Source organism: Sulfidibacter corallicola, assembly GCF_017498545.1.
Taxonomy (GTDB): Bacteria; Acidobacteriota; Holophagae; order Acanthopleuribacterales; family Acanthopleuribacteraceae; genus Sulfidibacter; species Sulfidibacter corallicola.
Map to the genome: position 1 here is coordinate 8,066,187 of NZ_CP071793.1, position 25,735 is coordinate 8,091,921.

Annotated in this window: 8 protein-coding genes; 1 reads left to right on the forward strand and 7 read right to left on the reverse strand. The window is 63.0% G+C overall.

Annotated features, from left to right (window positions below):
• Nucleotides 1–2: 2 nt before the first annotated feature.
• The 3 genes from J3U87_RS24705 to J3U87_RS24715 all read right to left on the reverse strand — a co-directional run bounded on the left by J3U87_RS24705 (nt 3) and on the right by J3U87_RS24715 (nt 16,516).
• Nucleotides 3–13,082: a non-ribosomal peptide synthetase/type I polyketide synthase gene (locus tag J3U87_RS24705; protein WP_237378456.1), complete on the reverse strand. Its 13,080-nt coding sequence runs from the start codon at nt 13,080–13,082 to the stop codon at nt 3–5.
• Complete coding sequence (locus tag J3U87_RS24710) at nt 13,079–15,307, reverse strand: AMP-binding protein (RefSeq protein WP_237378457.1); 2,229 nt, start codon at nt 15,305–15,307, stop codon at nt 13,079–13,081. The genes J3U87_RS24705 and J3U87_RS24710 overlap by 4 nt, the downstream gene beginning before the upstream one ends.
• Nucleotides 15,308–15,589: 282 nt before the next feature.
• Nucleotides 15,590–16,516 (reverse strand): TauD/TfdA family dioxygenase, encoded by a 927-nt coding sequence (locus J3U87_RS24715; RefSeq protein ID WP_237378458.1) that lies wholly within the window; start codon nt 16,514–16,516, stop codon nt 15,590–15,592.
• 976 nt (nt 16,517–17,492) lie between these two features.
• Between J3U87_RS24715 and J3U87_RS24720 the strand changes: the two genes are divergently transcribed.
• Nucleotides 17,493–19,154 carry a cyclic peptide export ABC transporter gene (locus J3U87_RS24720; protein ID WP_237378459.1) on the forward strand — a complete coding sequence of 554 codons (1,662 nt, stop codon included), beginning with the start codon at nt 17,493–17,495 and terminating at the stop codon, nt 19,152–19,154.
• An 81-nt stretch (nt 19,155–19,235) separates the two neighbouring features.
• Here J3U87_RS24720 and J3U87_RS24725 read toward each other — a convergent pair whose 3' ends face one another.
• From J3U87_RS24725 to J3U87_RS24740, 4 genes are all read right to left on the reverse strand, one after another.
• Nucleotides 19,236–20,930 (reverse strand): two-component system response regulator, encoded by a 1,695-nt coding sequence (locus J3U87_RS24725; RefSeq protein ID WP_237378460.1) that lies wholly within the window; start codon nt 20,928–20,930, stop codon nt 19,236–19,238.
• A complete protein-coding gene (locus J3U87_RS24730) occupies nt 20,927–21,382 on the reverse strand; it encodes a response regulator (RefSeq protein ID WP_237378461.1) in 456 nt (151 codons plus the stop codon). The genes J3U87_RS24725 and J3U87_RS24730 overlap by 4 nt, the downstream gene beginning before the upstream one ends.
• Before the next feature lie 2 nt (nt 21,383–21,384).
• Nucleotides 21,385–23,943 carry a CHASE domain-containing protein gene (locus J3U87_RS24735; protein ID WP_237378462.1) on the reverse strand — a complete coding sequence of 853 codons (2,559 nt, stop codon included), beginning with the start codon at nt 23,941–23,943 and terminating at the stop codon, nt 21,385–21,387.
• Between the two features lie 614 nt (nt 23,944–24,557).
• Nucleotides 24,558–25,655 carry a 6-bladed beta-propeller gene (locus J3U87_RS24740; protein WP_237378463.1) on the reverse strand — a complete coding sequence of 366 codons (1,098 nt, stop codon included), beginning with the start codon at nt 25,653–25,655 and terminating at the stop codon, nt 24,558–24,560.
• Nucleotides 25,656–25,735: the final 80 nt, after the last annotated feature.

Below are 25,735 nucleotides of genomic sequence, written 5' to 3' on the forward strand. Positions count from 1 at the left end.
CATCAACCTAAGATCGTGAGGAGTTGGTCCAGATCGTCCTGGCCGATGTCGGCGTTGGGGAAGTCACTGGGAGTGAATGCGGGTCCGTCGGCATGGCTGCCGTGGTCGATCAGGCGGGTCAGGCAATCGCGGTACAGGTCGGCGAGATCGCGCATCGGTTGACCGCGGTGACGCAGGTGGCTGTAGCTGATGGCGATCTCGAGGCGGTGGTTGACGACCTCGGCCGAGACGTCCAAATCGCGGGTGCGCCGCGTTTCGGGATGGCGGTCGCCGCCGGGCGATTCGGGCGCGGGCGCCAGCAGGGCGCCTTCGTCGAGCACCTGATCGAGCTGACCCAGGTAGTTGAAGCTCACCTGGGGCTCGGGCAGGGCCGCCATGCGCCGGCGTACCGCGCCGCTGGGGTGGCGGTAACGCAGCAGGCCGAATCCGATGCCGCCGCGAGGCACCGAGCGCAGCGACTCCTTGACGGATTTGAGGCAGCGGTCGTGGTCGGCACTGCCGCACAGCGCGAGCGGGTACTCGACCGTGAACCAGCCCAGCGTGCGGCTGAGGTCCAGGTCGTCGAAGAGGTCCTCGCGGCCGTGGCCTTCGACCTCGATCAGGACGGTCTCTTGCCCGCACCAGGCGGAAAGGGCCTGGGCCAGTCCCGCCAACAACACCTCGTGAATGCGCAGGCCGAGCGCCTGCGGCAACTCCGTCAGCAGTGCCGCCGATCGCGTTTCGTCCAAAGTGACCGTGACACGCGCCATGTCGCCCACGCGGTTGGGTGCCGTGGGATCGTCGATCGGGAGGCGCGCGTCGCACTTGGCCAGGCCTTGCCAATAGGCCATTTCCGAGGCCAGCGCGTCGGAGGCCGCATACGATTGGAGCCGGTCGGCCCATCGCTTCAGTGAGGTGGTTTTCGGCGGCAGCGTTGGTGCGCGTTTCTCCAGCAGTTGGTCGTAGCACTGCAGAAGATCTTCCAGCAGGACCCGCCAGGACATGCCGTCGATGACGAGGTGGTGGCATACCAGCAACAATCGGGAATCCTGGTCGGGACCCAGGTCCAGATGAGCCAGCTTCCAAATGGGTCCCCGTTCCAGGTCCAAGCTACCCTGGAGCGCGCCACAGGTCCGCTCGATCTCGGCGGCGAGATCATCCGTCGCGGCACGGCCTTGCGGGCGGAGGTCCACGACCTCGAAATGTGCTTCGTGGTCCTGTTCGGGCAGCCATTGGTGGATGGCGCCGGTTTCGTCGCGATCGCAGCGCAGGCGCAGCGCGTCGTGGTGTTCGGCCAGGACTGACACCGTGGTGCGCAACGTCTCCAGGCACAGCGGTTGGGTAACCCGGAACAACAAGGCTTGGTTGAAGTGATGCGGATGGGGTTGTTCGGTCTGGTAGAACCAGGTCTGAATCGGCGTGGGCCAAACGGGTCCGGTCACCGTACCCTGCTCGGCCACGGCCGTTGCGTCCGTTCCGTCGGTTTGGGTGATCGGTGTATCGCGGCGGGCCACCTGGGCCAGTTCGGCGATCGTCTGGTGTTCGAAGATGTCTCGCGCCGTGAGAAGCACGCCCTTGCGGCGCGCGGCGGCGATGATTTGGAGGCTGAGGATCGAGTCGCCGCCCAGCTCGAAGAAATTGTCGTGAATGCCGAAATCGCTGCTGGGCAAAAGGCCGGCCCAAACCTGCAAGAGTTCCGTTTCCAGGTCGTTGCGCGGAACTGTCGAATTCGATACGCCGGCGCCTGTGCTTTCAGGACCCTGATGGGCGGGTGTCGTTTCTGGAAGAGGCAGCGCGCGCCGGTCCACTTTGCCGTTGTGGGTCAGCGGCAGGTGATCCAGGAACACGAACACCGAGGGCACCATGTAATCCGGCTGGGTGAGGGCCAGCCAGTCGCGCAGCGTGTTCTGGTCAGCCTCGCCCACGACGTAGGCCACCAGGAACTTGTGGCCGTCCTGGCCATCGCGGGCGACGACGGCCGCCTCGCTCACGGCTGCGTGGGCCAGCAACCGCGCTTCGATTTCGGCGGTCTCGATGCGGAACCCGCGAATCTTGACCTGGTGATCATCGCGCCCGAGCAAGTCCAGGGCGCCGTCGTGGCGCAGGCGGGCGCGATCGCCGCTGCGATACAGGCGCGCACCGGGTTCTTCGCTGAAGGGATGCGGCACGAACCGCTCGGCGGTCTTGCGGGGGTCGCCGCCGTAGCCGCGGGCCAGGCCCGGTCCGCCGATAAACAGTTCACCCAGGATCCCGACCGGAACCGGGTTCAGATGGGCGTCGAGCACCAGGGCTTCGCTCGCCGGGAAAGGTTTGCCGATGGGCAGGGCCCCGCTGGCCGTGAATGCCGAGTCGGCGTCGGCCTCGTCGGGACGGCTCTCGAACCAGGTGCTGTCGATACTGGCTTCGGTGAGGCCGTAGCTGTTGACCAGCCGGACATGGGCACCGCTGACGCGGGCCAGGGCCTGGTGATCGCGGCCATACCAGAGGTCCGAACCCGTGATCACCATTTCCATGAAGTCCAGGCGTTCGCCGTGGTCCGCGAGCCACTGGACCAGTTGGCGCAGGACTGCGGGCACGAATTCGGCGTGGCTGATCGATTCGCGGTGCATCAATGCGTGCAGGGCGGCCGGGTCCAGCAGGTGGTCGGCGGGGCAAAGCACCAGCCAGGCGCCGGTGCAGAGCGCGCGGATCAGGTCACCGACGAAGACGTCGAACGAGAAGGCGGCCATCTGGAGATGGCGGTGTTTGGATTCCAGCCCGTATTCGCGAACCCAAGCGGCGCAAGTGGCCGCCAGGGCACCGTGGCTCACCACCACGCTTTTGGGCGTGCCGGTGGAACCGGAGGTGTAGATGGCGTAGGCCGCGTGGTCGGGATCCAACGGGATCTCCGGATCGTGGACGGGCGAGACGGCCAGGTCCGCCTGGACCCGGTCCAGGTTCAGGCCGTGAAGGCTGCCGCCGATCTCTTCGAGCTCGGCCAGTGTCTCGGCGGTGCGGTCGTCGACGATCACCCAGCAAATGCGGCTGTCGGACAGCATGTGGGCCAGCCGCCGGGTCGGGAGTTTGGGGTCCAACGGGACATAGGCGGCACCGGCCTTGAGCGCGGCCAAGATCGCCACGATGGTGGTCGCCGAGCGATTCAGGCAGATGCCGAGTCGCTGCTCGGGGCCGAGACCGCGATCGATCAGGAGGTGCGCCAGGCGGTTGGCGGCCACGTTCAGCTTGCCGTAGGTCGTCGCGTGGTCGCCGTCACGAATCGCGATGGCATCCGGTCGCAGCCGGGCCTGGGCTTCGAAGCGCTGGTGAATCAGGTAGGCTCGTTCGCCGCAGTCCACCGGCGAACCGAGCCCATGTGCCAAGATGGTCTGCGCTCGATCCGGGGCGAGCAGCGCGAGGTCTTGGATCGGACGCTCCGGGGCGGCCGCGATCTGCGCCAACAGTACCTGGTAGGCCTCCAGGAATTGACGGGCGAAGGCCGCGGTGAAGATGTCGGTGTTGTACTCCAGGTCGCCGACCAGGCCTTCTTCCGTCTCACGCAGCGAGAGGGTGAGATCGAATTCGGATCGGGCGGTGCGCTGGTCCAGCGCCGTCGCCTCCAGGCCGGGCAGGTGCAGGTCGTCGAGCGGTGCGTTGTTGAGGATGAACATGACCTGAAACAGCGGCGCGTGGCTGAGGTCGCGACGCGGTTGGATCAGGTCGACCAGGCGTTCGAAGGGCATGTCGCCGTGATCGAATGCCGCCAGGGTCCGCTGCACGACCCGGTCCAGCAGGTCGTGGAACGAGCGGGCTCCGTCCAAACGGGTACGCAGGACCAGGGTGTTCACGAAGAAGCCGATCAGGCTTTCCAACTCGCTGTGGTCGCGGTTGGCGATCGGCGTGCCCACGGCGATGTCGGACTGGCCGGAATAGCGGGCCAGCAGGAGTTTGAACGCCGCGATCAGGGTCATGAACGAGGTGGCGCCACGGGCGCGACCCAAGTTCGCGAGCCGCGTGGCGAGGTCGGCCGGGACCCGGAAGGGTTCCACCGCGCCGCGATAGCTCTGTGCCGGCGGGCGGGGGTGATCGGTCGGCAGTTCCAGCAGATCGGGCAAGTCGGCCAGGTAGTCTCGCCAGAACCGGCTTTGTTCGACGAGCCGTCCCTCGTCCAGCCAGCGGTGCTGCCACACCGCGAAATCCGCGTACTGGACCGGCAGGGGCGCCAGTTGGGGTTCGACGCCCTGGCTCAGGGCCGTGTAGGCCGTGGTGAATTCGCGCAGCAGCACGCCCATCGACCAGCCGTCGGAGACGATGTGGTGCATCGTCAGCAGCAGGACGTGGTCGCGTTCGTCGAGCACGACCAGTCCGGCGCGAATCAGCGGACCCTCGGTCAGGTGGAAGGGCGTGTCGATTTCGCGGCGCAACACGCGCGTCAACGCTCCTTCGCGGGTCGGTTCGGGCAGGTGGCTCAAGTCGATGGTGAACGGGGCCAGATCGAGGTCGGCCTCGATCCGTTGTACGGCCGAGCCGTTCTCGTCGCCCACCCGGCTGCGCAACACGTCGTGGCGCGCCACGATGCGGTTCAGCGCTTGGGCCAACGCGGCCTGATCCAAGTCACCCTGGAGGCGCAGCGCCAGCGGCATGTTGTGGGTCGCGCTGGGGCCGTCGAACTGGTCCAGGAACCAGAGCCGTTGCTGGGCCGCGGAAAGCGGAGGCGGCGCCTCGTGGGTCAAAGGTTCGAGCGGCAGGGAACGCACCTTGTCGGTGCGGTCCAGATGCCTGGCCAGATCACCGAGAACCGGGTGTCGGAACAGCAGGGCCAGCGGCAGATCCCGGTCGAATCGCTCGCGGAATCGGGTGCGAACCCGGTTGGCCAGCAGCGAATGGCCACCCAATTCGAAGAAGTGATCCTCGGCGCCGATCTCGTCGAGGCCCAGTACCTCGGACCAGATCTCGGCGAGCTGACGCTCGCGCGGCGTACGCGGTGGTACGGTTTCCGCGCGTGGCATGCCCTGCTCCGGGCGCGGCAAGGCCTTGCGGTCCAGCTTGCCGTTGGCGGTCAAGGGCAGCGCATCCAGAATGGTAAAGGCTGTCGGGATCATGTGCTCGGGGAGCCGATCGCCCAAGTCGCGCCGCAGGTTCTCGGCACTCGGGCCCGGCGAGGCATCGCATACCAAATAGGCCGCCAGCATGGCCGGTCCTTGGCCATCGTCGTGCAGCACGACCGCCGCCCGCGCGACGGCCGGGTTGCGGCACAGGGCCGCTTCGATCTCGCCCGGTTCGATTCGGAACCCGCGCCATTTGAGTTGGCGGTCGAGGCGTCCACCGAACTCCAGTCGACCGTCGGCCAGAAACCGGACGCGATCGCCGGTGCGGTAGAGCCGGGCGCCGGGCTGGTCGCCGAAGGGGTGGGGGACGAAACGCTCGGCGGTCAGTCCGGGGTGGCCGCCGTAGCCGCGCGCCAGGCCCGGACCGGCCAGGTACAGTTCGCCGAACATGCCGGGCGGCAGCGGTTGCCCGGAAGGGTCCAGCACGTAGGCGTTCATGCGATCGATGGGGCGACCGAGGGTCAGCGGTTGGCCGGCGATGTGGGCGCAGGAGCTGGCGGTCACGGCGGTTTCGGTGGGGCCGTAGGCGTTGAAGAAGAGGCGCAAGGGCGCCCAGCGGGCCACGGTTTCCTCCGGGCAGCGTTCGCCGCCGGTGACCAGGACCTGGAGATCGGGCAGTTCGGCGGGCGGCCACTGGGCCAGCACCGCGGCGGGAACCTGGAGGTGGGTGACGGCGTGCCGCTTCATCAGCGAGATCGCGCGATCGGGGTCGCGCAGGGCCTCGCGCGGCGACAGCACCAGACAGGCGCCGCTGGCGAGCGTGACGGCGATGTCGGCCACGGCGACATCGAAATGGAAGGCCACCAGGTGCAGCAGCCGCGCCTTTGGTTCCAGCCGGTAGCGCTTCATCAAGTCGTGGGTGGTGTTGGCCAGGGCGCGGTGGGTCAGGCAGACCGGTTTCGGCTGGCCCGTGCTCCCCGACGTGTGGATCACATAGGCCAGTTGATCCGAGCACTCGACCTGGCCTGCCGCGGTTCCACCGAAACCGGGCGCGGCCGAGTCGCTGGACGCGGTGCCGTCGCCTTCGCGAATCCAGGTGAAGTCCGCAAGCTCGGTCGCGGCTTCCGTTCCCGCTTGTCCGACGATGTATCGAACGCCGAGCTGGGTCAGCATGGCGCGCGTGCGGGCGGCGGGCTGGTCGATATCGAGCGGGACGAAGGCGCCGCCCGCTTTGAGCACCGCCAACAAGCCCGTGATGCGTTCGGGGCCGGGCGCGCAGTGGATGGCGACGCGTTCCTCGGTTCCGACGCCCTGGGCTCGGAGTGAGCGGGCCAGAGATTCGGCGCGGTGGTTCAAGGTGTCGTAACTGATGGTTCGACTATCGAAAAGTAGCGCGTCGGCTTCGGGGCACCGAACGACCTGACGCTCGAACAGGGTCAGGAATCCTTCCGGCTCGGGCAGGCCTGTTTGGCTGGGATTCCATTCCGCCAGGACTTGGCGCGATTCGGCGGGCGTGGCGAGGGGAATGCTCGTCAGGAGGCGGTCCGGTTCGGCCGTCACACATTCCAGCAGCCATTTGAAGCGCTGCAACAGGGCAGTGATGGTGGCGCCTTCGAACAGCGCCGTCTGGAAGTCGCATTCCAGAAGCAGCGTGCCGTCCACTTCGACGGCGTTCAGAATCAGGGGAAAGGCGCTGAAGGCGACGGATCGCGGCAACGGCCGCACTTCCAGATCCTTCATGGCCAGGTCACCCTGGGCCCGATCCAAATTGAAGAGGGTCTCGATGCGGGTGTTGGCGTCCGGCCGCTCGCTGAGGATCTGGAGGGTGCGCGAGAACGGGAAGTCGGCGTTTTCGAAGGCGTCCAGCATGGTGGTGCGGGTACGGTGCATGCGGGCGCTGAAGTCCTCGTTCAAACCTCCGAGCGAGGGCATCGGCAGGAGGTGGGTGCAGTAACCGATCAGGCAATGGCTCTTGGACCAGCCGCGCCCGGCGGTGGGGGTCGCCACCACCAGATCGTCCTGCCCGGTGACCCGGTGCAAAAGGTGGGTCCACGCCGCCAGCATGGTCATGAACAGACTGCACTTGTTTGTCGCGGAAAGGGTTTTGAGCGCTTGCAGGAGCGCCGGTTCGAGGCGAAGGCTCAGCCGGGCGCCGCGGGGATCGACCACGCCGGTGGGTTGGCGATCGAAAGGCAGGTCCAGGCTCGGAAACCCCTTGGGGAATTGGGCGAGCCAGTGGTGTTCCTGACTCTTCCAGGTATCGTTCGCCAGTTGCTCGCGCTGCCAAGCCACGTAGTCCCGATAGGGCGTCGCCGGTTCCGGTTGGTAGGGCGATCCGCCGCGGGCGGCCGAATAGAAACCGGCCAATTCATCCAGGCACAGCGCCATGGACCACCCGTCGAACAGGATGTGATGGGCGGCCAGGTAGAGGACGTGGTGCTCCGGGTCCAGCCTGAAAACCTTCAGGTAGAACAGGGGATCGCGAGCCATGTCGAAAGTCTTCCATTCCTCGGTGGACAGCCGCTCGGCAAGCGCTTGCTTGGGGCGCGCGTCCTGCGAAAGGTCGACCAACTCGAGCGGCAGCGGCGCGTCCGTGGCGGGGAGTTGCCGCAGGTGTTCGGCGTCGATGCGCGTCGCGAGGGCGGGGTGGCGTTGGCGCAGGCGCTCCAGCGCGGTTTCCAGGGCGGTGATCTCGAAGGGGCCGCGCAGGTCCAGGCTGACGGAAAGGCGGTAGGCCAGGTCCTCGGACTGGGAGCGCGCGGCGGCCAAAAGGAGCTGCTCCTGGGCCGGGGCGAGGGGATGGGCGTCGTCGTCGAGGCGTGCCTGGTTCTGGGCGCGCGCGCCGCCGCCGCTGGGGTCGGGCAGGAATCCGCCTTCCCGCAAGGCCAGAACGCTGGCTTTGACGGCTTCGATGATGCGGGCGATGTCGGCGTCGTCGTGGGCGGTGGAGAGGAAGCAGTTGCGTCCCTCCCAGATGTAAATGCCTTGATCCAGGAGGTGATAGAAGAACAGGTCCAGGTTCTGGCGGAAGTCGAAGCGGAACAGCGAGCCGAAGTGGCGGATGCGCAACGGCACCTCCTGGCTTTCGAACCAGGCGTTCAGGGTGTCGGCCAAGTACTGGGTGCGCTCGTTCAAGCGGTTCTGGAGGGCCGGACCGGCTTGCTCCATCTTGCGGAAGACCGCCAAGGAGGCGGCCATGGTGAGTGGGTGCTTGCAGAAGGTGCCGGCGAAGAAGGTGGTTTCCACGGCCGGGTAACTGGCGTCGCCGTACTGCCAGGCGCCGCCGTCCAGGCAGTCCATGTAGGCCGCGTCGCCCGCGATCAGGCCGATGGGCATGCCGCCGCCCGCGATCTTGCCGTAGGTGGCCAGGTCGGCGCGAACCTCGAACCAGGCTTGGGCACCGCCCGGGTGGATGCGGAAGCCGGTGATCATCTCGTCGAAGATCAGGGCGATGCCGTGGGACTGCGTAAGCGCCCGCAGTGCGTGGAGGAATTCGCGGGGTTGGTGTTCCGGGTGGCGGCTCTGCACCGGTTCCACCAAGACCGCGGCCAACTCGCCGGCGTGGTGTTCGATGGCCTGCAGGGCTTCGGTGTCGCCGTAATTCAGGACCAGGGTGTCGGCCACCGCGTGATCGCCCACGCCGGGCACCGCCGAAACCGTGGCCGGCCCCGAGTGCGGGTCGCCGGCGACGGCCAGGGTGCCGTCGGCGTGGCCGTGGTAGGAGCCCGCGAACATGGCGATTTTGGGGCGGCCCGTCTTGGCGCGGGCCAGACGACAGGCGGTCATGACCGCTTCGGTGCCCGAGTTCACGAAGGCCACGCGGTCGTGCCCGGTGAGGCGGCAGAAGCTGGCGGCGGTTTCGCCGGCGAGGTGAGATTGCGGGCCGATTTGCATGCCCTCGTGCAAGGTGCGTTGCATCGCCTCGATCACGAAATCCGGCTGGTGGCCGAACAGCGTGGAACCGAAGCCCATGCTGATATCCAGGAATTCGTTGCCGTCCAGGTCCCAGAAGCGAGCGCCCTTGGCCCGCACGCCGACGATGGGGTACAGCATTTCCTTGGTGGAAAAGCGGAAGCCGGCCGAGGCGCGGTTGTCGGTCAAGTGGGGCCGGTGCTCGTCGGTCCAGGCCTTGGAACCCGCGGTTCGGGCGGCGTAGCGCGCGATCAGGGCTTCGAGGTGTGCCTTCTGGCGGTCGGTCAGGCCGCGCGCCCTGATTTCCGCCACTTTCCAGGCCGGCAGCGATGACTGGGGTTGCCCGGTTTGCCGGGATGAGTTGCCGACCTGGGCTGGCGATGAGGTTGCGGCAGACGGGGTCGGCAGGGGAGTGGCGGGCGGTCGCTCGGTGACCGCTCTCGACGGTGCGGCGCCCGATCCCGCGCTGCTCTGTCCACTTTGCGTGCGCTGTTCCAGCCAGTCCATTTGACGGCGCATGATGTCCAGTTGCTGCTGGAACAGGGATTGGACTGCGTCTATCTGCGTGTTCCCCGAAATGGGAACTCCCGGTTGGGACGGTGGCAGGCTCGGGGCATGTTCGATCGCTTGGGCCGGTGCGGGTACCGGCGCGGGGGCGACCGCCGTGTGGATCGCGATGAATCCGGCCAGGTCGCGCAAGCTCTGCAATTCCTCGAAGAACTGGCGCATCTGGATGTCGACGCCGTACTTGCGCACGATTTTCGTGGCCGCTTCGCCCAGCATGATCGAGTCCGCGCCCATCTCCAGAACCGAGGCGTCGGGATCGATGCGAGCGGGATCCTCGTGCATCAACGCACCCAGGATGCCCCGCAAATCCTCCAGCACCGCTTCCCCAAAATCTCCCTCAGCGTGCGTCGGCTGGGCGTGCCCGCCATGCGAGAGGGGCGTCGCGTGTGTAGGTGGAGCAGCCTGCTCCACCCCCGAAAGGCCCATAACCCCGCCAAAGGAAGACGGCTGGGCGTGCCCGCCATGCGAGAGAGGCGTCGCGTGTGTAGGTGGAGCAGCCTGCTCCACCCCCGAAAGGCCCATAACCCCGCCAAAGGAAGACGGCTGGGCGTGCCCGCCATGCGAGAGGGGCGTCGCGTGTGTAGGTGGAGCAGCCTGCTCCACCCCCGAAAGGCCCATAACCCCGCCAAAGGAAGAGGGTTGAGCGTGCCCGCCATGCGCGGGCGAGGGCGCGCCTGCCGCAGCAGCCTGCTCCACCCCCGAAAGCCCGAAAGTAGCATCGGAGTGTGGCTGTCGGCGTTGCAACGAATCGGACGCATCCTCACCGATCAACGGAAAGTCACTTCGCTGGAAGGGATAATTGGGTGCTGTCACTTTCTGCCGCCTGTAATCTTGGTCGAAACGGGCCCAGTCGATCCGGGCGCCGCGGGTGTAGAGTCGGCTCAACGCGTCGAGAATGTGGTTCCAATCGCCGTGGTCGATCGGGGCTGTGTTCGCCGGTGCGTCTTCCGGTGCCGCGCTGTCGCGCTTCGCGGTGCGTTTGTCGAGGCTCGCCAGCCAGAGCCGATCGCTTTCGGGACTGCAGGCCCGACCCATGGCCAAGAGCACCGGTTTTGGGCCGATTTCCAGGCAGACCGCGACGGCCCTGTGGTTCAGTTCCTCCATGGACTTCTGGAACTGGACTGGCTCGCGAAGGTGCCGCACCCAGTATTCGGGGGTGCAGATCTCGTCGCCGACCGGCTGACCGGTGCGATTGCCGATCAGCGTCACTTGCGGGACCTGGAAGCGAATCTCGGCCGCGATGTGGCCGAAGGGTTCGAGGATCGGATCCATGAGGCTCGAGTGGAAGGCATGGGAAACGTTGAGCCGCCGAGTGCGGATCTCCCCTGATTCCAATTGGTCGGCGATTTCGCCGAGCGCCGGGATCGAGCCGGAGAGCACCATCTGGCGGGGGCCGTTGATCGCGGCGATGGAGAGCCTGTCACCCCATGGTGCCAGCAACGGTGCAATGCGCGCGACGTCGGCCTGTACCGCGAGCATGCCGCCTGGCTCGACGAGCTCGTCCATCAACCGCGCGCGGGCGGCGATCAGGCGCAGCCCGTCCTCCAGGCTGAAGACACCGGCGACGCAGGCCGCCACGTATTCGCCCACGCTGTGGCCCAGCACGACTTCCGGTGCCACGCCCCAGTGGCGCCAAAGCTCGGCCAAGGCGTATTCCAGGACGAAAAGCGCCGGCTGGGTGTAGCGCGTGCGGTCGAGGCTGGCGCGTTCGCCGGACTCGGGAAACAGCAGTGCCGTCAACGGCTCGTCCAGTTCCGGTTCGAGGATTTCGGCGCACCGGTCGATGACCCCTCGGAAAAAAGGTTGGGTGCGGTACAGTTGCGCGCCCATGTGGGCGTACTGGCTGCCCTGGCCGCTGAAGAGAAAAGCGATTTTGGGCGGGCGTCCGGAGGGTAGCTGACCTCGATGCCAGGCACCGGAACCCCGACGATTTGTGTTCGGGGCCGCATCCTTCGATTCGGCTGGAGGATCCATACTAATATGTATGAATCCCGCCAACGCGGTTTCCACATCGGCCGCGCTCTCGCCCAGGACGGCCAGGCGGTGGGCGTAGTGATCGCGGCCGGCGTTGGCGGTGTGACACAGATCGGCGAGATCGGGGGCCCGATCGCTCGCCAGCAGGCTCTGGTAGCGCGTGGCCACGTCTCGCAGGGCCGCATCGTCCTTGGCGGATAGGGCCAGGATGTGGCGCGGCCGTGCCATGTCGGGTTTCTCGGGCCGATCGACGGCCGGTGCCTGCTCCAGAATGACGTGCGCGTTGGTGCCGCTGATGCCGAAGCTGCTGACCGCCGCGCGACGCGGCCGCTCACGGTCGGGCCAGGCGGCACAGGCTTCGTTGATCTCGACCGGAATGCGATCCCAAGCGATGTGCGGGTTGGGTCGGGTCACATGCAGGTGGGGCGGCAACTCGCCGCGCTCCAGCGAAAGGACCAGCCGAATCAGGCCGGCGATACCGGCCGCGGCTTCCAGGTGACCGATCGAGGTCTTCACCGAACCGACCGACACCGGATGGGTCTTGCCGAACACCCGGCCGAGGACGCCCACTTCGATGGGATCGCCCAGCTCGGTGCCGGTGCCGTGTGCTTCCACGTAGTCGATGGCGTCGCCGTCGAGGTCGGCGGCTTCGAGCGCTTGGCGGATGACCGCTTCCTGGGAGGGGCCGTTGGGGACCGTGAGCCCGGCGCTGGTGCCGTCGTGGTTGACCGCCGATCCGCGAATCACGGCCAAAATGCGGTCGCCGTCGCGTTGGGCGTCGCGCAGCCGCTTGCAGATCACGACCCCGCAGCCCTCGCCGCGCACGTAACCGTCGGCGGATGCGTCGAAGGTCTTGCAGCGTCCCTGGGGCGACAACACGCCGGCGTCGGTGAGGCTGAGGCTCGGTTCGGGGGTCAGCAGCAGGTTGACACCCGCCGCGATCGCGATGCTGCATTGGGCGTCGCGGAGGCCGGCACATGCCTGGTGCACCGCGACGAGTGAAGAGGAGCAGGCCGTGTCGAGGACCATCGAGGGGCCGGTCAGGCCGAGGATGAACGAGATCCTGCCCGCGGCGACACTGAGCGAGGCGCCGGTGCCGGTGTAGGCGTCGTAGCGGTCGGCGGCCTGATGTTTGCCGAGGCGGATGGCGTGGTCGAGCGCGCCCATGCCGACGTAAACGCCGCCCTGCCGGCCCTTCAACGCATCCGGTGCGATGCCCGCGTGTTCCAGGGCCTCGTGACAGACTTCCAGCAACAGCCGCTGATGGGGATCCATGGCCGCCGCTTCCCGGCGGGAAATACCGAAAAAGCGGGCGTCGAAACCCGTGACGTCGTTCAGCAGTCCCGCGCTCAGGGCGAGGGGTTTTCCCTGACCATGACGGTCGGGATCGACATAGGTCCGATCCCAGCCGCGTCGGCCCAAGTCGCCGATCGCGTCGCGACCTTCCCGTTGCTGCCGCCAGAATGCTTCCGGGGTCTCGGCCCCGCCCGGGAAGCGACAGCCGATGCCGATCACGGCGATCGGTTCGCGCCGTGCCGCGCGGGTCGACGTCAATTCCCCGTTGAGACGGTTCAGTTCACGCAGGGCCTGTTGCAGCAGTTGGCGTGTGTCGCGCGATCCGCTCATGGACGGCCATCCCCGATTTGGTTCAGGGTTTGGGCCAGGCGCTCGGCCAGGTCCGCGTCGCTCAGCGCATCCAGGTCGTCCTCCTCGGACGCGCTGGTCCGGCTGTCGCTTTTCGGTACCGGGATGGAGGCCTGCTCCGGAAAGACGCGACCGTGGACGTGATCGATCAGGGCGTCGATGGTCGGGTAGTCGAACACGAGCGTGACCGGGAGTTCGCAGCCGAGATCGTCTTCGACGCGAGCTTTCAGCTCCAGGGCGGAAATGGAGTCGAGGCCCAACTCGAACAGCTTCTGGTCGCCGCGCAGCGATTCCGGCCGACCGCGATCGAGGGCTTCCGTGATCAGGATGCGAACGTGGTCGGCGAGCAGGTCGCGCCGTTCCAGCCGCGGTGCGGCCCACAGCCGTTTGGCGATCGGGGCGCCGGTCGGGGATTGGGGGGCATCGGTTTCGGCTTCCGACGAAGCGGTTTCGGCCGCATCGGACCGGTGCCACTCGGCCAGGGGCTTCAATTCACCGGAGGCCAGCCGTACCCGGGTCAGGCGACGCTGGATTTTTCCGCTGGAGGTCTTGGGCACGGTACCGGGTTCCACCAGCAACAACTGGCCGACCTGGATGTCGTGGTTCTCCAATATGTCGCGGCGAATGGTTTCCATGACGTCATCCGCATCCATCGAGGCGATGGCGCCGCGCGCCACCTCTTGGACCACGACCAGTTGCTCGGTACCGTCCTTCGATACGGCGAAGGCCGCGCCGCAATTGGGGCGCAGGCCCGGAGCGGCCCGCTGGACCGTCGTTTCGATATCGGTCGGGTAGTGGTTGCGGCCGTGAACGATGATGAGGTCCTTCAGCCGGCCGGTCACGAACAGCTCGTCGTGATCCACGTAGCCCAGGTCACCGGTACGCAGGAAGGGACCCTCGCCGTCTTCGGTGTAGGCGCGGAAATAGGTCTCGGTTATTTCCGGACGCTGCCAGTAGCCGGTCGCCACGCTGGCACCCTGAATCCAGATCTCGCCGACCCGATCCGATGCACAGGGCCGTGCGGTCTCGGGATCCACGATCAACACGCGTTGTTCGGGATTGAGCGGACCCGAACTGACCATGGGCTGGGTGTCGCGTCGGTCGTTGGGATTTTTGATGACCCGGTGAAGGGCCAAACCGGCGGCGGACAGGTCCTGGACCGTCGCCGGTTGGGCGGGCTCGTAGCCGCAAACGAAGAGGGTCCCTTCCGCCAGGCCGTAGCAGGGACTGGCCGCGGATGCGCGAAAACCACAGGAGGCGAACGTCTTGGCAAAGCGCCGCAGCGTGTCCGCGCGAATCGGTTCCGCCCCGTTGAAGGCAAGTTGCCAACTGCTTAGATCCAAGTCGGCCAAGACGTCGGGGCTGGCCCGCTTGACGCAGAGATCGTAGGCGAAATTCGGGGCGCCGCTGATGGTGCCGCGATGCTGGCTGATCGCCTGAAGCCAACGCATCGGACGCTGGATGAAGGACGCCGGCGAGAATTGGAAACAGGTGGCGCCCGCCGCCACCGGTCCCAGCATGCACCCGATCAAGCCCATGTCGTGGAAGAGCGGCAGCCAACTGACCATGCGCGACCGTTCGTCGATGTGAAAGACCTTGCTGAACAGGGCCGCGTTGTGGAGCAGGTTCCCGTGGGTGACCTGAACGCCCTTGGGGTTCCCGGTCGAACCCGAGGTGTACTGCAGGAAGGCGATGTCCTCGCGGGACAACGGTCGTTCGCGCCAAAGGCCGGCATCATCCAGGGGAATCTCGTCGATCGCCACGGTCGTGGCGCGCGACAGGCTGGGCAGTTGATCGAGGCCCGCAGCCATGCGCTGGATCAAGTTGCCGCTGCTCAACACCAACGTCACGCCGGCATCGTCGGCGATGCGTTCCAGGCGTTGCCAATGGGCCTCGCGCGATTGCGGGGGGTAGGCGGGGACGGGGATGACGCCCGCGTACAGGCAACCGAAAAAGGCCGAGATGAAATGCTCCGAGGATTTGAAGAGCAGCAGTGCACGCTGCCCGGGTTCCGACTGGGCCTGAAGTGTGGCGCCGATGGCGCGTCCGACGCGGTCCAACTTGGCGAAGCTCATCTGTTTCGCCTCGGTTGGTTTGGCCTCCAAAAACTCGAAGGCCGATTTGGCGCCGTGGCGTTCGGCACGCCGGCGCACCAGCTCTACCCAATTGGAACATTCCGTACTGACCTGTGTTTCGGCAAAAAACATGGCATCCCCTTCGTCGGCGAGCCCGTCGTTCCCGGGGTAAACCAGCGCGGCCCGGCCATTCGCGGCCCGATCCGCCCCCCACGAGGAACCGGCATCGATTGATGGTGTCGGGTTGAACCGGGATCACTGGCCGCGGGTCGCGAACGAGGCGATCCAATACGGCGGGGCGCCCGCTCGGTCACGATGGTTTCCCGACCTCTACCGAACGGCAACGACCGGCTCGAAGACGAACCGGCCTCCCCCAGGCAATCCCGGAGAACATAGATTTTTTAATTCTGGATGCTATCGGAGTTCGTGCTCGTCGAGCGCGCCCGCCATGGCCACCACGATGCGGCGGTCTCCCTTGTAGCTGTTGCGGCCATGGGCATAGAGCATGTTGTCGAGCATCAGGATGTCGCCTTGGCGCCATGGGAAGCGGAGGCTGTTGGCCTCGTAGACCGCACGGATGTGGTCCAGGTGGGCTTCGTCGATGGGCGTACCGTCGGCATGATAGACATTGCGTGGTAAATGCGCCTCGCCAACCGTGGATACCAACAATTGGCGGAGTTGCGGTGCCAGCGCGGATACATGGAACAGGTGGGCCTGATTGAACCAGACCCGGACCCCCGTTTTGGGGTGGCGCGCACTGACCTGGCAGGTCTGACGAGTTCTCAATGCGTCGTCGGCTCCCCATTCGCACTCGATGCCCTGGGCGTGGCAAAAGGCCTCGACCTCGGCTCGTTCGTCGGTGCGGAAAACGTCGCGCCAGGCCACATCCAGACCGTCGCTGTAATTGCGGACGTACATCAGGCCTTTTCGCTCGAAGGTTTCTCGAACCTCGGGATCGAGTTGCCGGTAGACGGCGCGACTGTCGGCGATGGGTGTCTCGCCGTCTTCTTGGGGAGGTGTTTCGCAATAGAACCACAGAATGGCCGGCCACTGGCGGGTATAGGCCTGTTCGTTGTGGAGCGGAATCCTTTGGTGTGCAGGATATTCAGTCGATGTATAGAGACCCTCGCCGAGATCTTGCCTGGGCGTGGAACCGTAATCGTAAGACAGCAGGGGCAAGCCGAACCATGAGGTGAACTCGCGAAATTCGCGACTCGAAGGAACTTCGAAACCGCGAATCAGGAGCGCACCGGATTCGCTGAGATGCCTTTGGACAAGAGTTTGAAGGTCGCGCTGAAAACCAGGGAGCGAAGAAGTGGGTGCCGATTGCAGGCAAACCATTGATTTTTCTTTAAAAGTGAAAACACCAATATCGCAGGCAGTAAGTACGGAGTGAGCTTGTGCCATAAGTTTCCGATCCCCAGAGGAAAAGAATAGGCATGGGTATGTGTGTCTTAAATGGCTGTCTGAAGTCAGTGAAAGGGGTAAAATTTAGCCCCGTAAAAAAGATGATCCGAAATTAATTGAAGGAAAAGGAAAGAGGAATGCCTTGGCCACTCATGGATTTTTCGGGAAGGATGCGGTCAAGGTTCTTTCGTGGGCAACACTACCATCGGGAATTGTCGCGACTCAACAAAAAAATGCGCGAGCGAGGGTGGAACCAGTCACAAAAGGGAAAAATCTGAGCCTCCGAATCGACAAAAACCCTATTGGAAGGTTCTGCCGGCGATGGTCACCCAATTGCTTAACTTACTATGAAAAAGCGAGTTGGTCGTCACGACCCCTTGTTGGGTACGGCCGGTTTCACGGCTCTCTTCGGGACTGATCTAAAACGATCGAGGTATCGAACTCCCCCAGAATCACTGGTGAAGTTACGGTTGAGAGTGAGAAAATCGGCTTTTCATTGAAAGCTTGTGTTTTCCATTGGGCTGTGATTGGTTATAGAGGTCCTTTCGTGGAGTATGTGTGCTGATCGAATCGTCTTTTTGCCGGAAAAGGATTGGTTGGAATTGAGGTGGATGATCGGATATGTCCGACTTTCGCCGCACGGATCGAGCTTGGGAAGGAGCTCGAGGTCGTGATTTCCCGTTTTGGGATCGACAAATCATGTTCGGTTCTTGGTTTTTTCGATGTTGTTTGGAAAATAGTTTTTTGGAGAAAATGTATTAATCGCCATTCGTGATCAAAATTACCTGATTCCATAAATTCCCTTTTCCCAGCCCGTGCCGGGCCTTACATTCAGCGCCAAGTCGGCCGATGGATTGCGGATCCGCTTTTCTTCCCGCATGCGTCGTGCCTTGGATTCGATCGAGGAAACATGTCGCTCATTCGTGCTCTCTATCAGCGATCCAAAGTGTTGATGATCGTGGCTTTGTTGGCCAACGTGCTCAGCGCCACCCTGGGGGTGGTCCTGATCGCCATGATCAATCAGTCCGTGGCATCGGGCGATTTTCATTTCACCGGCGGCATTCCGCTGTTCGTGGCCCTGGCCCTGGCGCTGTTCGTTTCGGGGATCGTGTCGCAGGATCTGCTCAACCGCCTCGGCGCCCATATCGTGCGCGAGCTGCGGCTGATGATGGTACGGCGGGTCCTGGCGACGCCCCTGGCGCGCATCGAGCGCATGGGCGGACACCGCATCTACACCCTGTTGACCAACGACATCGGCAACCTCTCCTGGGCCTTCGGCATGGTTCCGGTGATCGCCATGAACGCCATGATCGTGTTGATGGGATTTTTCTATCTCGGCTATTTATCGCCGATCTACCTGGCCGCGACCGTGACCCTGATCGTCGTCGGCGTCGGCGGGACCCAGCTCCTCCTGCGCCGCATGCGCGGCCTCTTCGAAGAGAACCGGCGCCGTTTCGACGAGCTGTATCGCCATTTCGGGGCCGTGGTTCACGGCGGCAAGGAATTGCGTATCAATGCCTTGCGCGAAAGGCACTTTCTCGACCGGATGTTGGGTCCGACCGCCGATCAATTGTTCCACACCGGTCTGCGTTCGGACCTGTTCGGCATCGTCAGCAACAACTGGAACAACCTGATGCTGTTCGGTATTTTGGGTACGGTCATTTTCTCGTCGCAGTGGATTTCCGGAATCGGCCTGGATGTGCTGGTGGGGTACGTGCTGACTTTGATCTACCTGCGCGGCCCGATCAGCTCCCTGGTCGGCGCCCTGCCCGCCTATACCCGTGGCCAGGTTGCCATGAAACAGTTCGAGGACCTGGATCTGATTCGCCTGGAGGATTGGCGCGAAGGGGATCAGGCCCCGCCCCAGGCCGACGAATCCAGTTGGTCGACCCTGTCGTTGCGCGACGTGACCTACCGCTACCCGGGCAACGACGACGAGTTCGCCTTCCGATTGGGTCCGCTCAGCCTGGACTTGGAACCGGGGGAACTGGTGTTCTTCATCGGGGGCAACGGCAGCGGCAAGTCCACCTTCGCCAAATTGGTGACGGGTCTGTACCAGCCGACCGGCGGAGAGATTCGCCTGGACGGGAACCCGATCGTCGAAGAGAACCGCAAGTGGTATCGCAATCATTTTACGGCCGTGTTTTCGGACTTTTATTTGTTTTCGCAAGTCCTGGCTTCTTCCGGGAGCCACGGCGAGGACGACCAGGTCGTCGCCTATCTGAAACGGCTCTGCCTGGACCACAAGGTGGAAGTGCAGGACGGCGCCTTGTCCACGACCGAGTTGTCCACCGGCCAACGCAAGCGGTTGGCCTTTTTGATGGCCTACATGGAGGACCGACCCATTTTCCTGTTCGACGAGTGGGCGGCCGACCAGGATCCCATTTTCCGCGAGATCTTCTACACCGAGCTGTTGCCGGAACTGCGGCGTCGCGGCAAGGCGGTTTTGGTGATCACGCACGACGACCGGTACTTCCACCTGGCCGATCGCCTGTTCAAGTTCGAAAACGGCCGCCCGACCCAGTTGGCGATGGGCGACCGTCCGGAGACGACCGAAATGGCGGCGGGCTAGGCGCGACAGGTGGGGCCCGACGTCGTGCGGCCGTAGGAACCCCATTCAGACGATGGGAACGCGATCGGCGGCGTGCCCGCCTCATCGGAACAGGCGGCTCTCGATGTCCCGGGCCGGCAGCGGTCGATAGTAGTAGAAGCCTTGGGCCCGATCCACGTTGAATTCCTTGCAGAGGCACTCGTGCTCCTCTGTCTCGATGCCCTCGATCACGATGTCCAGCTCCAGTGATTGGATCATGGAGATCAAACCGCGCAGCAACGAGAGCTCCTTGTGGCTCTGGTCCTTGCCGGGCATCAGCGATTTGTCGACCTTGACCACGTCGATGGGGAATTTTCGCAGATAGGAAATCGAGGAGTAACCCGTGCCGAAATCGTCGAGCGCGATGTGGCAACCCATGTCGGCGAGGTTCTGGATGGTTTGGACGTTTTGCGAACATTCGTCCAGCAAGGCGGTTTCGGTCAGTTCGAAATCCACCAGGTAGGGGTCGATGTTGTGGACCTCGAGGTGGCGTTGGATGAAGCTGGTGAGACCGACGTCCTTGAGCTGCATGGCCGAAAGGTTGATGGCCATGCGCAGCGGGTGGCCGTGGCGATCGTTCCAGCGCGCCAATTGGGCCAAAGCGTGCTCGATCACCCAGCGACCCATCTCGAGGATGAGTCCCGATTCCTCCGCCACCGGAATGAACTCCGCCGGGCTGCGGACGGCACCTTCGTAGTTCCAGCGGATCAGGGCTTCGAATCCGGAGAAGTGGCCGTCGTGCGGGTTGACGACCGGTTGGTAGTACAGTTCGAACAGGCCCTCTTCGAGCGATTGCCTCAGTTGGATTTCGGTTTGGTAGCGCTGCGAGAACTGAATCTGCATTTCGCCTTCGAAAAAACAGACCTGGTTGCGGCCCTGCTTCTTGGCGCGGTACATGGCGATATCGGCGAATTTGAACAGCTCCTCGGCGCGATCGCAATTGTCGGGACAGATCGCGATACCGATGCTGGCCCCGGTCACGATCGAGTGGTTGCCGATGATGAAGGGCTGTTTCAGGGCGGTGAGGATCCGTCGTGCCACGCGGTTCGCGTGGGAAGGGTGCTCGAGATTGGCCAAGGTGATGGCGAATTCGTCGCCGCCCAAACGGGCGAACAACTCGTTGTCGCGAAGGTACTTGCGGATGCGTTCCGTCAACGCCATCAAGAGCAGGTCGCCCACGTCGTGACCGTGGTTGTCGTTGACGTACTTGAAGTTGTCCAGGTCGATCAGGAGCAGGGCGACCTTGGAGTTGTGACGGCGGTTGTTGGCGACCGCCATTTTGAGGGACTCGTCGAAGAGGTAGCGGTTGGCGAGGCCGGTCAAAGGATCGCGTTCCGCCAGTTGCTTCACCTTTTGGTAACTCTGGAAGAGCTTGCGCTCCAATTCGAAGCGGGTTTGGGCGAACAGGATCGATCGGTGGAGGCGCGCCGGGGTGATGTCCATCTTCAACAGGAAGTCGTGAGCGCCCGCCCGCAGGCAATCCATGGCGAGGTCCTCGTCCTCGGAGGTGCTCATCATGACGATCGCCATGTAGGTGTCCTTGAATTCGTTGCGGAGCTCGAGCACCATTTCGATGCCGTCTCGTTTGGGCATTTTGTAGTCCAACAACACCACGTCGAACTGGTTCTGGCGCACCAGGTGCAGACCTTCGTCCACCGTCGGTGCCTCCATGGTGCTGCAGCCGCGGTGGTGTGCTTGAAGCGAGCGTTTGATGTGGGCTCGATCGATGGAATCGTCGTCGACGACCAAAACGTTCATGACGGTACTTCCTCCGGATCACTGGTTGCTTTGGGAAAGGGGAACTGGACGATTCTCCAGAAACCGTCCAATAGGTTGACGACATCGAGGAACCCTTTGCCCGTTTCACTCTTGATGAAGTACCCTGCGATATTGTGTTTGTAGCATTTGTTGATGTCCCGGTCGTTGTGGGAGGTGGTGAGCACGAAAACGATGCTGTCCTGGTAGGTGGGATCGTCGCGAAGCCATCGCAGGAATTCGTGGCCGTCCATGCGCGGCATCTTGATATCCATCATGATCAGGAAGGGAGCCGGAACCTGTCCCGTCGTCAGAAGTTCCTTGGCTTGTTGGCCGTCGATGGCGCGAATGATGGGATTGGCGATGCGGGCTTTGCGAAACCCGCGCTGAATGTCCATGGCGTCCACATCGTCGTCCTCGATGAGCAGCAAATGTACGTCGGCTGTTTTTTTCATATTCAACTCGCTTGTTCGGTAGGAATTGAGACGGTTCCTACTGGATTTTCATCCGCAATCTTCGGCCAGCGGACAATCATGCTGGTGCCGCGGACGCCGTCGGATTGGATGGTGATTTCACCTCCGTAGTGCCTGACGATCTTTTGGGTGATGGCCAGTCCCATGCCGCTGCCTTCCACCTGGTCGCGCGGCTTCAGGGTCTGGAACATTTCCAACGCTTTTTCCTGCAAGGCAGGCGGGATGCCTGGGCCGTCGTCGGCAACCGTGATCACGTGGTTACCGTCTTGGGATCGATACTGGACATCGATGCGACCCTGTTTTTTGTCGTGGTGTTTGATTGCATTGGAGATCAGGTTCCGCAGCATCAGCTCGAACGGCGTTCGCGGTAGGACCAGATCTACTTCGGGGGACCTGAGCGTGAAGGATTCGGAAACGCCCATCAGGTGGGCCAGATCTTCCACCATCTCGTGAAGGTTGAAGGACACCGTCGAGTAATTGGCGCGGCCGACACGGGAATACATCAGCAAATCGTCCAAGAGTTTCATCATTCTCTGAGAGCGGGACCGCAGCAGTCCCAAGTGCTCGGTCGAGTCTTCCGGAAGGATGCCGGCGCAATCCTCCTCGAGCCAGCCCACGATCTTGTGAATCGCGTTCAGGGGCGCCTTCAAGTCGTGGGAGGCGATATAGGCGAACTGATCCAGGTCTTCGTTGCTCTTCTTGAGATCGCGGTTGGTTTGCACCAATTCCTTGTTGCGGTGGCGCAACTCCTCTTGCAGTGCTTTCTCCACTTGAATATCCATGAAATGACACACCGCACAGAGCGTTTGGTCCTGTGAATCGCGGACTTGGGCCGCGGAGAGCAGGCCCCACACCAGATGACCGTCCTGACGCTTGAAGGGCGTTTCCTGAAGGAGGTTTTGGTTGTCGCCGACCAACAAACCCTCCATCTGGTGCATCAGGGTGTCCGATTTATCTCGCGGCAGGAATTGAGCAAAGTGCATCCCGATCAGGTCGTCGCGGGTGTAACCCAGCCATGAGGCCAGTGCCTCGTTGACCTCGATGAGCTGGCCGACCCGGTTCACCATCGCGAACCCCGAAGACGATGCGTGCACCGCCGCATCCAACAACGCCTGTTGTTGGGCCATCGTTTCCTCCGCGCGTGCCTTCTCGGAAAGGTCGCGGACCGTGCCGATGAAATAACGCTCGCCGTGGGAGGTCGCCTCGTTGACCGCCAGCTCGATGGGGAACACTTCTCCCGATTTTTTGGTGGCTTTGACGATGCGGCGTTTGCCGATCAGTTTCTTTTCGCCGGTGCGAAGGTAGCGCGCCACGTATTCGTCGTGCTCGCTTTTGAAGGGCTCGGGCATGAGCCGGTTGACCGTTTGTCCGATGACCTCGTCGGGCGTGTACTCGAAGATGCGCTCCGCGGTTTTGCTGAAACTGAGAACCGTGCCCCTGGGATTGATCGTGATCAGGCCTTCCATCATTTGGTCGATGGTGGTTTGGAGTTTGGTTTCGCTGTCCTTGAGGTCCTTGGTGATCGTTTCCGCCAGTCTGTCCGCTCTCTGGCCCGAATGACCGAGGATCAAGAAGAGGCAGACCAGCATGCCTTCGATCACGATGCCGCCCACCAGGATGAGGGTGGGCTGGAGGGTGCTGTAGCGCTGCCGAAAGAGTTCCGTGGTTTGAACCGCGAAGACCCAGGTACGGCCGTACATGGGGGTGGTGATCTGAGTCTGAAACAGCGGGTCGTCATCGAAATCGGCGGAATCGGAACTCAACTCGTCGTAAAGCAGATCGGCTTCGTCGAAGATGCGGATATTGACGAGGCGGTTGCGGTTTTCCAGGGTGCCTCTCATGAGCTTGTGCATGATGAACGGGGCGTAGACCATACCTTCGAACCGTTTGCGGCGCTCGGTTTCCGTGTGGATGTTGCCCTCGCGAAAGTACGGTGCATACAACAGGAATCCCGGTGTTTTCTCTTCGTCCTGGACCAATACGATCGGGGCGGTTGCCTGGACGCGACCGCTGTCACGGGCTTTCAGGGCGGCCTCGAACCGGTGGCTTTCATGGGCCATGTCCAGGCCCACTGCCTGGCGGTTGATTTCCACCGGCTCCACGTAGGCGATCGGCCAGAACGCATCCTGATCGTGGTCGGGATGGATGTGAAAATCCGGCCGATGTTCCCGTTCTTTTTCCAGGTATTTCTCCAGTTGATCGGGCGTCACCCGGTGCACCACACCGATGCCGTTGATCCCGGGAAAACGGTTTTCGATGGAGAGCGTCGTGCTGAATTCTTTCCAGACGTTGACGTCGATGTCGTGCCCGTGGGACTGGATCGCGGCGACTCCGGCCCAAAGCGCTTCTTCGTATTTTTCCATGCGCTCGATGGTGAGCGCGACAATTTGACTGGATTGGAATTCGAACTGAAGCCGCCGTCGTTCCTCGGCTTCCCGTGAGGAAATGTGCCAGGCGCCCAAGGTGAGAAGCAGGGAGGCGGTCACTACCAACCAGTGGATGGGGCCCAATTTGCCGAGATTCAGATAATCGGGAATCTTCATTTGGTCTTCGTTCCGCGCTTGTGGCGACTCTTTTCCGAGAGCCGCGCCTTGGTTCTGGCTGAGGTTGGGGTTGGCGATGGAGAGGAAGGATCTCTGAGGTAATGCGATTGCAGGGCGAAGGCGCACACGGGAGATCTGCCCATGCCGCGATTGGCCGGGTCGATTCTCATGGTCGCTGAAGGGCTTCCTCAAGTGGCTCGATTCAAATAGGGGGATTCCGTGCCATCGCGGATCCCATCGAAGAAAAGGAAAAAGCCCAAGGCTGAAGGATCTCGATGAAGTTTCGGTCGGCATCCAAGGAATGGGTGCTTTACCGAGGTGGCCCTTTTACCTAGAGTCGCTTCATCGCCTGACCACTGAGATTGGGTCTCGCCTTTGGTTTTGTGGTCCTAACGGCTGTTTGAAGCTTGTTCTTTAATTTTTTATTTTATTTTTTTATCTATAGTAACTGTCTTGACTCTTAAAAAAGAAATAACCAGGGATAGATGTGAAGAGTATGTTTTTGGATCTGGTAACTCTGGTGCGCTTACATGATTTGGCGAAAAATGTCGAATTTTCTCTTGTGAGGAGGGCTGGCTTCCCCTGGCGCGGGTACCGGCCCTCCCGGTTCTCGATTAATGATCGAAGCTCATGGTGCGACCCGTGGGGCCGTCGTATTCGACCGGATGGGCCGCGATCCAGGCATCCACCTTTCCGCGCGGCACCCGTGCCACGGCCGCTTCTTCGGCCTCCGTGTCCCAGTAGGTGACGTAGGCGAATTCACCGTGCACGCCCACCTGGCGTTTCAGTCGTTCTCCATTCCATTCCTTTTTCACGACCTCGCCCTTGGGGGTCAGGGTCAGGAACCAATTCGTGTCGTCCGGTTTGCCGCGCCAGCGATCGACGATCAGGTTGCCGTCGGGGGCCAGGGTGAGGGAACGAATCGCGGGGAACTGTTCGGGGTAGATCTTGGTCCACTTGGTGCTGGCGCTGTGGCGTCCCTCGGTGTTTTCCTTGAATTTCGCTTCGGCCCAGTCTTCGTCGAATGGGATTCGCTTCACTTTGTGCTGGATGGTCTGAACGATTTTCTTTTGGTCGAGGTCGATCACCTGGATTTTCAAATCGTGGACGTCGGTGAGGTAGATGCGGGTCCCATCGGTGCTCGGCACGATCCGCGGTCGGGTGCGAATGGGATTGTAGACGCCGATACTTTCAGTGCCGTTGTTGGTGACGGAAAAGCCTTGGTCGTTGCCGACATCCGCGACGGTACAGAGGGTGGTCACCGTTTCGAAGGTTTCATCGGCCCAGACCAGTTCGTTCTTCTCGACGGCCTCGCCGAAGTTCTGCCAGGTGCCGTAGACCCACCCGCTGCGGACCTTGATCAATTCCAGGCCTCGGTTGGGGGCCGACCAGCGTTTCACGAACTTGCCCTTCTCGTCGAAGAGGCTGATCTGGCCGTTGTTGACGTCGAACACGTAGAGTTGGCGATCCTGGACCCACATCTGGTCCGGATAGATGAATTCGCCGGGGCCTTCGCCCTTGCCGCCGATGGTTTTGCGAAGGGTGCCGTCGGGCCCGTAAAAGCGGATGGTCGCTTCGGGGAAGGCCAGCACGTACAGCGAGCCGTCTTCGGAAACGAGGGCTTCACTGAGGCGCAGGGGTTGGTAGACGCCGGTTTCGGTGAAATGGGTCGCATCGATGGCGAGCATGCCAACTAAGAGAATGAGGGTCATGTTGTTCTCCCGGGTCGAAATGGAAATGGGGTTCTAATGTAGATAGTCGTTCGCAACCCGGAAAAAGTGGTTCGCATCAT

Bases quoted from the DNA above. Each gene is read 5' to 3' on its own strand.
- J3U87_RS24705 (WP_237378456.1), bottom strand. From the start codon at position 13,082: ATGAGCGGATCGCGCGACACACGCCAACTGCTGCAACAGGCCCTGCGT.
- J3U87_RS24710 (WP_237378457.1), bottom strand. From the start codon at position 15,307: ATGTTTTTTGCCGAAACACAGGTCAGTACGGAATGTTCCAATTGGGTA.
- J3U87_RS24715 (WP_237378458.1), bottom strand. From the start codon at position 16,516: ATGGTTTGCCTGCAATCGGCACCCACTTCTTCGCTCCCTGGTTTTCAG.
- J3U87_RS24720 (WP_237378459.1), top strand. From the start codon at position 17,493: ATGTCGCTCATTCGTGCTCTCTATCAGCGATCCAAAGTGTTGATGATC.
- J3U87_RS24725 (WP_237378460.1), bottom strand. From the start codon at position 20,930: ATGAACGTTTTGGTCGTCGACGACGATTCCATCGATCGAGCCCACATC.
- J3U87_RS24730 (WP_237378461.1), bottom strand. From the start codon at position 21,382: ATGAAAAAAACAGCCGACGTACATTTGCTGCTCATCGAGGACGACGAT.
- J3U87_RS24735 (WP_237378462.1), bottom strand. From the start codon at position 23,943: ATGAAGATTCCCGATTATCTGAATCTCGGCAAATTGGGCCCCATCCAC.
- J3U87_RS24740 (WP_237378463.1), bottom strand. From the start codon at position 25,655: ATGACCCTCATTCTCTTAGTTGGCATGCTCGCCATCGATGCGACCCAT.